General features: G+C 51.2%; 1 protein-coding gene. It reads left to right on the top strand.

The window, feature by feature from the left end; genetic code table 11:
* A partial coding sequence (locus AC5WOC_RS21230) for an AMP-binding protein (protein ID WP_496057419.1) occupies positions 1-285 on the top strand: 285 nt, incomplete at both ends.

The following is a 285-nucleotide window of genomic DNA, read 5'->3' as shown; positions in this document are numbered from 1 at the left end:
ATCTACGAGGCAAGCTTGCTCACAGAGGAAGAAGTGATGCAGCAGCAAACATGGAACTCTCCAGCAGCAGCATTGCCGTTTGTCTCCGTTGTGGAGCAAATCGCCCAAGTAGTAGAAACCACACCAGATGCGCTGGCGATTGTGACGGAACACGAAGCATACACATATGAACAGTGGTGGCGAGAAGCGAATCAGTTGTCGCACTATTTGCAAAGACGAGGAGTACAAAAAGGAGAAATGGTTGCCGTTTGCTGCGGCCGCAGTCCGGCAATGCTCATTGGGATG

This window comes from Shimazuella sp. NTD247, from assembly GCF_059510415.1.
Note: the sequence above shows the minus strand (reverse complement) of the source record. Positions and strands in the feature narration are given on the sequence as shown.